The sequence below is a fragment of the Pseudoalteromonas sp. SWN29 genome, assembly GCF_015864465.1.
Taxonomy (GTDB): Bacteria; Pseudomonadota; Gammaproteobacteria; order Enterobacterales; family Alteromonadaceae; genus Pseudoalteromonas.
Window position 1 is genome coordinate 61,430 of sequence record NZ_JADYXE010000013.1, and the last position, 10,508, is coordinate 71,937.

10 protein-coding genes are annotated in these 10,508 nt (G+C 38.0%); 4 read left to right on the forward strand and 6 right to left on the reverse strand.

The window, feature by feature from the left end; all coding sequences use genetic code 11:
• Positions 1–155: 155 nt before the first annotated feature.
• On the reverse strand, positions 156–1,235 hold the full coding sequence (locus I6F53_RS07040; protein ID WP_197239017.1) for a mechanosensitive ion channel family protein: 1,080 nt from the start codon (positions 1,233–1,235) through the stop codon (positions 156–158).
• Between the two features lie 127 nt (positions 1,236–1,362).
• On the opposite strand from I6F53_RS07040, the gene I6F53_RS07045 reads away from it, so the two are divergent.
• Positions 1,363–2,316, forward strand: a complete 954-nt coding sequence (locus I6F53_RS07045; RefSeq protein ID WP_007582878.1) for a YihY/virulence factor BrkB family protein — start codon at positions 1,363–1,365, stop codon at positions 2,314–2,316.
• An 8-nt stretch (positions 2,317–2,324) separates the two neighbouring features.
• Here the strand turns inward: I6F53_RS07045 and I6F53_RS07050 are convergent, their stop codons facing one another.
• Both I6F53_RS07050 and I6F53_RS07055 read right to left on the reverse strand, forming a co-directional pair.
• A complete protein-coding gene (locus tag I6F53_RS07050; protein WP_166419359.1) occupies positions 2,325–3,212 on the reverse strand; it encodes a LysR family transcriptional regulator in 888 nt (295 codons plus the stop codon).
• Between the two features lie 73 nt (positions 3,213–3,285).
• Positions 3,286–6,300, reverse strand: coding sequence for a bifunctional diguanylate cyclase/phosphodiesterase (locus tag I6F53_RS07055; protein ID WP_331460761.1), 3,015 nt, complete (start codon positions 6,298–6,300; stop codon positions 3,286–3,288).
• A 356-nt stretch (positions 6,301–6,656) separates the two neighbouring features.
• On the opposite strand from I6F53_RS07055, the gene I6F53_RS07060 reads away from it, so the two are divergent.
• Together I6F53_RS07060 and I6F53_RS07065 are read left to right on the forward strand one after the other, a co-directional pair.
• Positions 6,657–7,499: a pirin family protein gene (locus I6F53_RS07060; protein ID WP_197239019.1), complete on the forward strand. Its 843-nt coding sequence runs from the start codon at positions 6,657–6,659 to the stop codon at positions 7,497–7,499.
• Positions 7,500–7,520: 21 nt separating this feature from the next.
• Complete coding sequence (locus I6F53_RS07065) at positions 7,521–8,495, forward strand: glutathione S-transferase family protein (RefSeq protein WP_197239020.1); 975 nt, start codon at positions 7,521–7,523, stop codon at positions 8,493–8,495.
• A gap of 3 nt (positions 8,496–8,498) precedes the next feature.
• Here the strand turns inward: I6F53_RS07065 and I6F53_RS07070 are convergent, their stop codons facing one another.
• Genes I6F53_RS07070 through I6F53_RS07080 form a run of 3 tightly spaced genes read right to left on the reverse strand, consistent with a single transcriptional unit; the run spans position 8,499 to position 9,543 of the window.
• The gene (locus I6F53_RS07070; protein ID WP_197239021.1) at positions 8,499–8,741 is read right to left on the reverse strand and encodes a hypothetical protein; all 243 of its coding nucleotides are present in this window, start codon (positions 8,739–8,741) and stop codon (positions 8,499–8,501) included.
• A gap of 10 nt (positions 8,742–8,751) precedes the next feature.
• Entirely contained in the window at positions 8,752–9,198 is a 447-nt protein-coding gene (locus tag I6F53_RS07075; protein WP_197179427.1) for a hypothetical protein, read from the reverse strand.
• A gap of 6 nt (positions 9,199–9,204) precedes the next feature.
• Complete coding sequence (locus I6F53_RS07080) at positions 9,205–9,543, reverse strand: DUF883 domain-containing protein (RefSeq protein WP_197179425.1); 339 nt, start codon at positions 9,541–9,543, stop codon at positions 9,205–9,207.
• A gap of 497 nt (positions 9,544–10,040) precedes the next feature.
• Between I6F53_RS07080 and mraZ the strand changes: the two genes are divergently transcribed.
• Positions 10,041–10,499: a division/cell wall cluster transcriptional repressor MraZ gene (mraZ, locus tag I6F53_RS07085; RefSeq protein WP_007582904.1), complete on the forward strand. Its 459-nt coding sequence runs from the start codon at positions 10,041–10,043 to the stop codon at positions 10,497–10,499.
• The last annotated feature ends 9 nt before the right edge of the window (positions 10,500–10,508 follow it).

Consider the following 10,508-nt stretch of genomic DNA (forward strand, 5'->3'; position numbering starts at 1 on the left):
TGGATATAATAAAAGTTATAGGATTTTGGTTTGATTATTCAAATTACTTTTTTAAATACATTAAAATGTATATTTAAGTTGGAAATCTCTGTTTATTGTTCTTTTAAGTTCAATAAATGTCTTTTTTAACCTCGAAAGATAAATAGACCCTGTTTTTAAATAATATTTTTTCCTTGTTCTGGATCGCGAGACTGCTCTGCTTGTTCACGTATTTCGTCGGTATCACTGCTCACATCATCAAGTGTTTTAGCTTGCTCAACTGTTTCACTTTTTTCGCTTTGTATTTGCGCTGGTTGTTTTTGCTCTAAGCTAGAAACATGTTCATTAGGGTCGGTGAGTATAATTCTCTCTCGTGCGTCATCGGGCATGCTGATATTTTGTGTTGTAAACTCATTGATCAGCTCTCTCATTAATTGCGAAGCAACTTTTAGAGTGCTGTGTTGCTCGCCATTAACCCAAAAGTACAAAACAAAGTTAATTGTTGATGAGCCTAAGTTTTTTATTAAAACTTGCGCGGGTGGGTCGCTAAGTACTGCATTTTGTTGATTGGCAATATCTAGGGCGAGGGTTTGTGCGCTGCGTATATCGTTATCATAGCCAATACCAATTTCTACTTTGCCGCGCATTTTTGGATTGGCAGTCAGGTTTTTAATGGTATTTTTATATACCGTCGCATTGGGTATTTGAATATGATTGCCATCGTAATCAACAAGCGTGGTTGCTCTTGCGGTTACTTTTTTAACGACACCTAAGCGGCCATCCACTTCAATTACATCGTCAATTTTAAAAGGTCTTTGTACGCTCAGTAATAAACTAGCAATAAAGTTCTCTGCTATGTCTCTAAAAGCAAAGCCGAGTATTAAACCTATTAACCCAGTACCACTCATAATAGCAACAGCGAATTCGGTAAGCCCTGCTAAACGTAAAAATAAATACACGCCAAATAAAATAATTAAAGTGCTTATACTGCGCCTTACAACTAAATGAACCAGTTTACTGTCAGTCATGTAGTCAATGGGCTTTATAAGTAATCGAGAAAGCGGCCCTGCAATTAAGTAGCTTAGTGCTAAAAGTATTATTGCGAGCAACAGTGTGGGTAATATTTGCGCTGTTGCATGAAGTAATTGCACAGCTTGTTCGTGAAAAAAATGCCACGAAAACACATCCCCTTGAAAACTTTGTATGCTGGGGAGCGTATTGTTTAACGCTATATTGTTTGATTGGCTGCTAGGCATGGCTTATCGTCCGTGTTTAGTTTTTATAATCGTTAATAATAGGCAGTAGCAAGTTTAGTACCAAACGCTTTATTTAACTTGGCAAACATTTTGCTGTAGTAACGTAATACAAATATTGAGGTTTAGAATGAAAGAAGCTAAACGAGGACAGCAAGCAGAGCAACCTGCGCACATCCCTTTTATAGGCTGGTGGGATATTGTTAAACGTATTTTTAAGCAAATGAGCGAAGATAATTTATCAATAGTTGCAGCCGGTGTGGCATTTTATGCACTGCTTGCTATTTTTCCAGCCATTGCGGCGATGGTATCTGTGTATGCGTACTTTTCATCCCCAACAGATATTAGTGAGCACTTAAGTAAAATAGTTACTTTGCTTCCACCAAGCACCAGCGAACTGATTTTATCTCAGGTTTCTAGCCTAGCTAAAACATCAAGTGCAAGCTTGAGCTTAAGTGCAATTGGTACACTCATACTTACTATTTGGAGTAGCTCAAAGGGCAGCCAAGCACTTATTACTGCATGTAATATTAGTTATCGTGAATATGAAAAACGCTCATTTTTTCAGGCTCAACTAGTGCGCTTTTTATTTTCGGTTGGGGCGATTGTAGTCGCAATTTTTGCGCTATTAATTATTGGTATTTTACCTATTGTACTTAATTTAGTGGGACTAAAAGAAAGTATAGATTTATTAATTAAACTCATTTCTTGGCCATTATTGGCTTTTACCTTTAATTTTGCATTGGTACTTTTATATCGTTATGCCCCGCATCGTAAACCGGCTAAATGGCGTTGGATCACGATGGGATCGTCTATTGCTACCGTGCTTTGGATTTTGGCGTCTATAGGTTTTTCATTTTATGTGTCGCGTTTTTCTAGTTACAACGAAACTTACGGTTCACTAGGTGGTGTAGTGATCATGCTGATGTGGTTGTATATCAGCGCTTACATAATCACATTAGGTGCTGTAATTAATGCAGCTACTGAGCAGCAAACAGGTAAAGATAGCACTGTAGGGCCGGCTAAAGAGCGTGGGCAGCGAGGCGCCTATGTAGCAGATCACCTCGATGTAAAAAACGAATAAATTGCCGATTAATTAGCTAAATTAGTAAGTGCAGTAATTTGCTCTTTAAATTCTTGTGCAGCAGGACCAAGCCTGTCGTTATCGTTGCACATTAAATATAAGTTAAGAGTGCGGGTTGTACCTTGGTCTAAATTAAGTGCAATGAGGGTTTGATCTTCAATTAAGTGTGCAATTTGTGTTTTTGGCAGCCAAGCGTAACCTAAATTTTGACTAACCATATCAATAGAGTTGCGTAAGTGGCTTACTGTCCAGCGCATATCAGCACCTAGCCAGCCTTCATTGTGACTAGTGTGAGTTGCTGAATCGCGCACTACTATTTGCCTGTGCAGCTTTAAATCACGAAAATTGAGTTGTTCAGTATGCTGGTGTAAAACGTGGTCTTTATGCGCAACCGCTATAAACTCTATATTGCACAGCGTACTACAGCTAATTCCATAGATAGGAATTGACGAAATGGCTAAATCAACTACTGAGTTATGTAATAATTCGTTTGCACCTGTTAGCACGCTTTCAACTAAATCAATTTTTAAAAGGGGATAAAGTTCACTCGTTTTAGCAAGTGCTTGGTATAAAATAGCGTGTGGGAGCACTTCATCAACGGCTATTTTCAATGTGCTTTCTACGCCTTCGCTAAGAGTGCTGGCTACCGATTCTATTTTAGTCGCTTCTTCAATTAAAAATTCAGCTCTGCGTAAAATGAGCTTACCGCTATCGGTTAAAAATGCTTTACGACCTTTTACTTCAAGCAACTTAATTTGCAAGGCGGCTTCAAGTTTTTGCACAGCGTGGTGTACGGTTGACTGACTTTTATGTACAGCTGCGCTTGCGCCTGCAAACCCGCCATGATCCACAACCGCTTTAAACATTCGCCATTGCTCTAATGTTGCTTTTGCCATTTTAAATCCTGCTACTACTTTATATCTGATTGCTTAACTGACCGCATACACAGTATATTTATTGCATAACAGTTTATTTATTGTTTGAAATAACCACTTTTTTACTGCTAAGCAGTGCCATAAACTCATTTTTAGGAAGTGGTTTTGAAAATAAATAACCTTGCCCATAATCGCAACCTGCGTTTAGTAATAGCTTCATTTGCAGTGATGTCTCGATTCCCTCAGCAATCACTTTAAGCCCGAGTTGGTGAGCCATCACTATAATTGCCTCACAAAGGGCAAGCTCTTGACTACCTTGCTGGATGTTATCAACAAAGCGTTTATCTATTTTAAGGTAATCAGCATCCATTTCTTGTAAGTAGGCAAGCGATGAGTAACCAGTGCCGAAATCATCAAGTGCTAATTGCATACCCGACTGAACTAATTTTTTTAATCGGCTCTGCGTGAGTTCCTCTGGATTTACCATAAGACCTTCAGTAATTTCTGCAACAATAGATGATGCTGGCAATTTTGCAGCACTGAGCATATCGCACCAATCATCTATTCCACTATCGACAGTGGATAGTTGTACAGGCGATACATTAACGCTTATTTGAAATTGCTCACCAGTAGTTGCTTTAATTTCTTTTAGGGTTTGTATTGCTTGAGTAAATACAAACTGACCTAATGAGTTAATTTGTCTTGTTTCCTCAGCAAGCGGAATAAACGAGGCGGGGGTTACTAAACCATTTTTAGGGTGATTCCAACGAATAAGCCCTTCTGCTTTGTGTATATGTAAATCGTCTAAAGCAACAATCGGTTGATAAAATAATTCAAATTGCTCAAGGTCTATGGCTATTCGTAAATCTTTCAATAACTGCATACGCGCTTGTGCATGAATACGCATATCTTCTGAGAAAAATTCAAAACAGTTACGGCCGTTACTTTTTGCTTTGTACATTGCCTGATCGGCTGCTTTTAAAAGTTGCTCAGTACTTTCACCATCGGTTGGCGCACAGGCAATACCCATACTTGCACTAATAAATTGCTCTTCATTGTCTATGTGTAGTACTGATGAGATACTTTGTAAAATATTACTGGCAATTTGATTTGTATGGCGGGTACTTTTAATCTGATTAAATACTATAACAAATTCATCACCGCCAATTCGGGCTACAAATGACGCATTTTTTGCCGACTGCACTATACGTTGCGATACGAGTTTTAATAAGTTGTCGCCATAGTGATGGCCCAATGTGTCATTAATATCTTTAAAGTGATCAATATCTAAAAGCATGACAACCAATTGATTATCAGGGGTACCTATATTTAAAAAGCGTTGATTTAAGCGCTCTTTTAATTCTAAACGATTGGGTAAGCTAGTCAGATGGTCAAAATGAGTTTGTCGCCATATGGTTTCATCAGCTTGTTTTTTTTCTGTTATGTCCGTAAAAATAGCCACGCGACGGGTTGGAATATTTTTCTCATCGTATACGGTATCTATTTTTAGCCACTCAGTATAAATATCACCGTTCTTTTTACGATTTACTATTTCACCTTGCCAACGGCCAGTATTTTTAAGTTCTGCCCACATTTTTTGATAAAATTCTTTAGTGTGCTTGCCTGATGACAAAATATGACTGGTTTTACCAATGACTTCTTCTTTACTGTATTGGGTTGTTGTACAAAAAGCGGGGTTTACATCGTAAATAATGCCGTTAGGGTCGGTTATCGTCATGCCTTCACTACTGTTGTTGTAAACAAGCGATGCTAAGTGAAGTGCTTTTTCATTGGTTTTTTTCTGACTAATATCTCTAAGCACAACGATGTATTCATTATTGTTTTTAAGCGCATTAATACGAGCTTCAAAAAAATGTTCTGTTACACCTTCTCTTACCTTAAATTCAATAGTTTGCGAGCTGTCTAAATGTGCAAGGAGTAATTGGGTATTCGCTTTCGATAATAAGTCAGAGAGCTTTGAGGTTGTTCCGGCTTCTATTTCAAATAGCGAATTAATATTACCACCGATATAAAGTATTTTTCCAAGCGCGTTTATACGTAAATAGGTGTCTGGTAGTGCATTGAGCAAGCTCATTAATTCATTGTGTTTATTTTTTAATTTAGCTTCTGCCGATAAGCGAGTCACAGCCATTACTTCAAAACGGTCGTAAAGTGTGTGTAATTCGGGGCTATTTGGTTTTTTTACGTGCTTAGGCATTGTGCCGCTAGCAAGTTCGTCGGTTGCATGTGACAAATCAGTGATAGGGTCAAATATGCTTATTTTAATAAGTCGTCTGGCAAGTAATACGAGTAATAGAATCGCGACTAAAAATGCGATGATTGTCTTGGCAAAATTAGCATTAACCTCGTTAATAAAATCGTCTACTGAGACCGCGATGTAGATATCTAAATTATTATTGTGTTTGTCGTTATAGATAACAGATCGGTGAAAAACTTGGTTTGCGCCGCTCGCATTTTTGAAAACAGCTAATGCACTATTGTCGTGAAGTAAATCTGTATCTGTGATTTTTTTACCCAATTCGCTTGGGCGCTTAGGGTAATTAGCGAGTATTAAGCCGTTAGAGTCAGCAATAACCGCCTTAGCATTGTTAGGTAGCTCAGCTTGGCTTAACGCAATGTTCCACCAATTTAATGCAATTACAGTAACAAGTGCACCTTGTACTTGGTTATTACTATTTATTATAGGGTACGCAAAGTTAACGCTTTGCGCTTGAATACTTCTATCGTACTGAAAGTACCCAATAGAAAAACTCTTATTATTAATAGCATTTAGAAAATAGTGTCTATCGCTTATATTAATATTATTACTACGGCCATTTGTTACGCATTTTAGGTCGCCGTTTTTATCAACAATACCTATATTTGCAATATTGCTGTAAAGAGCTTTTATTTCAAAAAAATAGCTAGGGCAGGTGGTCGGTAACTCTTCAGTGTTTGCCGCTTTATTTGCCAGAAAAATAGTTAACCGCTGTACATCATCGACCATTGTTTTTTGATGATGGGTCAAGTGCTTAGCGATGTTAACTATTCTTTTTTCACTTTTTTCAATCGCAGCGTCGCGATCAAACCACAGTGTCAATACAGTCACGACTGCACCGGGGATACTGAGTAAAATTAACAACCTGTAAAGTTGGCTTTTAAGTGATGAAGTAAAAATAAGTTTTTCCCTAAGCTCAATTCCTAAAAAATGATTGTAGTCAATAATGATAAAAATAACCATACAATATATAGGGTTGTATTCAAGAGTTATTAATATTTAAGTGTTTATCTATAAATATGGCATTTTAAAAAAGGTAAATCATTGTCCTAAATACATAAATAATATATGCAGTAGCTTTAAATTCTAAAAAATAGAATGGTTAGCTCGATTTAAAGACATAGTTGTTTTGTTTAATGAATGATTTAATAACTCTATCAACTTATTCTTTCGAGTGAATTAAAAAAATGAAAATATCAAAAATACTTACAGCTTATGCAACTCAAGATGGCGACGGCGTAAGCATTAGTCGTATACCAGGGTTTGATGGTAAATATTTAGATCCCTTTTTAATGATTGATGAACTTAAGTCAGACGACAAAAAAGATTATATGGGAGGCTTTCCTGAACACCCGCACCGAGGAATTGAAACGTTTACTTATATTCTAAAAGGTGGCTTTGAACATCGTGACCAAATGGGCAACAGAGAGGCAATTAAAGCAGGCGATGTGCAATGGATGAGTACAGGGCGCGGTGTTATGCACAGTGAAATGCCACTCGCAGATGCTGTTGACGGTTTGCATGGCTTTCAAATTTGGATAAACATGCCAAGTGCAGAAAAAATGCGTGATTCACGTTATCAAGATACGACGAAAAATCCAGCTCCGAGTTTTACTAACACACAAGGTGTGACGTTAAAAGCACTGGCGGGATCGTGGCAGTTTGAAAGCGAAGCGCTTACAAGTAGTTTGCAAAGTTTAGCGGCCAATGCCGCGCTTGCTGATATTACTTTACCAGCCAGTAAAAGCATTTTTTTAGGGCCTCTTAGCCAACAAAAAATAATGCTCTATATTCATAGCGGCTCACTAATAATGAGCGACAATCAAATAATACCAGCGGGTAAGTTACTTATTTTAGAACCAGGCAGTGACATTAATATTAGCTCTGAACACGGCGCTGGTATTTTGGTTTTAGCAGGCGATCCACTTAATCAACCGATTGCTCATATGGGGCCGTTTGTAATGACGACGCAAGTTGAAGTACAGCAAGCGGTGCGTGATTATCAAAACGGCGAGTTTGGCAAAATTTAACAATATTTTTAGGAGAGTTTCATGGGATTATTAGTTAACGGTCAATGGCAAGATAAATGGTACGACACTGATTCAAGTAATGGTAAGTTTGAACGCGAAGCGGCGCAGTTGCGCCATTGGATTACTGCTGATGGCAGTGCTGGAATAACCGGTGACGCAGGTTTTAAAGCACAAGCGAATAGGTATCATTTATATGTATCGCTGGCATGTCCTTGGGCTCACCGAACACTTATATTTAGAGCATTAAAAGGGTTACAAGACTTAATTACGGTGTCGGTTGTTAGTCCTGATATGCTTGATAGTGGTTGGGAGTTTGATACGAAAAATCATAGTACTGGCGATGCATTATTTAATAGTAATTACTTACATCAAGTTTATACAAAAAATAACCCTGAGTATTCTGGGCGAGTAACGGTTCCCGTATTGTGGGATAAAAAGCTCAATAAAATTGTCAGTAATGAGTCTGCCGATATTATACGTATGTTCAATAGTGCATTTAATGAATTAACAGGTAATAACGATGATTACTATCCTGAGGCACTGCAACCAAAAATTGACGAATTAAATGCACTGATTTATCCAAATATAAATAATGGTGTTTATCGTACGGGCTTTGCTACAACTCAAGATGCGTATGAAGAGGCTTTTAACGATTTATTTAAAGCACTCGATTCAGTAGAGAGCATACTGAGCAAACAGCGGTATTTAACAGGGGATAACCTCACAGAGGCAGATTGGCGACTATTCACCACGCTCATTCGATTTGATAGTGTGTATGTTGGTCACTTTAAATGTAATTTGCGCACAATTGAAAGCTACCCAGCTTTAAGCGGATACCTTAGAGATTTATACCAAGTTGAAGGTGTGGCAGAGACTGTTGATTTTTACCATATTAAACGTCATTACTATTTTAGCCATACAATGATTAATCCAACACAAGTTGTGCCAAGTGGCCCAAATATTGATTACTCATCTGCTCACGGTAGAAATGTTTAGCGTTTAAGCTAGCAGTCTAACAAGCCAGCCGTATTTTCTTACCAAGCTGGTTTCGCCTTTCCCTGCTTGTACAGCTACACCGGCTAAAAAGGCACTTGTTAGTCCCACTTTAGTTGCGGCAAAACGCTTAAGCCTATATTGAAACGCTGCATGATGTTGGCGTTTCAACTCGCTGCGCGTGTCCATTTGCTTACTAAGAGCATCAACGTTTTCATTAGGTGCTTTAATTAAGTAGTTAACTAACATAGTAATTTCCTTATAAGTTAAACAGTTGTTTTAAGCTTTTAAGCGTTTTACTAAAGCCAATTTTATTGCTTAAGTAAACTGTATTTTTCCAGAGCCATGCCAAACAAGCAACTTGCAGCAGAGTAGCTGTCGCAATACTAAGCCATACTGATCCAAAAAGATCGAATACACCGTATCCAACAGCGCCTAATACTCCTGCCCACAACAAAACCAAACCACTGGCAAAACAGCCTAAAAATATAGTGATCAATGCAAGCGATCTAAGCGATAACCGCCATTCAGCTTTAGCTAGCTGATGGGTGATCTTTCCTTGAGTTTGGTAATCATCCTTGAGCTGCTTAGAGTACTCTAAAAGCTTTGCAATATGATCTTGCCAATCGTCCTTTTGGCGCTGCTGCTCAGTAGCTTGGTCTTGTGCATTACCATCCTTGGTTGCGGTTGTTTGTGGGTTATTCATCACTAATTACTTACGACGGAACAATGAAGTAATTAGCATACCCGCAGCAAAAGCAATACCTGCAGTTGCTAGTGGATTTTCAGAAGCAAATGCACGGGTTTTAGCTGTACATTCACTTAACTTTTCGCGTGCAATAAGTTGTTTCTCGCTTAGTGCTTCTGCTGAACTCGAAGCGCCTTTACGAACACTACTTTCAGCTGTTGCTGCTTTGCTAGAAAGTGCATCTACAGCGTCGTGCGCCGCTGATGTTGCTTTCTCCGTAAGAGGTGATTCAGTATTTGTTAGTTTAACGTCAGGCTTAACATCTGAAGTTGTATTTGATTTCGTATTTGTTGCAGTAGCCATAATCAATCCTTAATAAGTTAAAAAATTTAAATAGTCATTTAGATGATGCAATGATTAAACCAAGCTTGTTATTTAATTTAAGCTACTGAATTTTTTGGTTTTTATTTTACTTCTTTATTTTTTGATAGTTGGCAATTTAAATCAAACAGTAACTATTACTACATCGTTAGGTAAATTTTACAAAGAAGATAAAAACGCTTAAAAAATTGTAAATATTCATTGGCTATTCAGTAATCAAAGCGTGTAAACAAAAAGTTATAAAAAATAGAATAGATATTTTATTCATCACAATCCCATTTTTTCCCACATAATTCAAACGCTTCACCTGAGCCCTTATTTTTTCTAGCTTTGGGGCTCACTAAAGCTGGTCAGCTTACTTGACAAAATGGCTTGTCAAACCCTAAACTGGAGTACTGTGGTAAAAAGTGGTTTTTAGTGGATCACACTGGATAAAAATAAACAAAAGTTGAATAAAATAATTTTAAAGTAGGTTTTTTATGTTTCGTGGTGCGAGTTCACTGAGTTTGGATGATAAAGGGCGTTTTGCGGTACCGACCAAGTACCGAGAATCTCTATTGTCTGAAGATCAGGGAACGGTTATTTGTACCGTCGCATTAAATGAGCCGTGTTTATGGTTGTATCCGCTGGCTGAGTGGCTCGAAATAGAAAGCCGTTTAGCTAAAATCTCCAATATGAACCCACGAGCCCGTCGAATGCAGCGTATGTTGCTCGGGAATGCTACTGAATATCAACTTGATAAAAACGGTCGAATTTTGCTTGCGCCATCATTACGGGCTCATGCATCACTTGGCAAAAAAATCATGCTAGTTGGTTTGATGAATAAATTTGAAATTTGGGATGAGGCGCGTTGGCATGAGCAAATGCAACAAGATACTGAGCTTGAAAGGCTTGGCGATTTTGAACCTAACCAAGATTTAGATAACTTCACACTTTAACGGCACAAA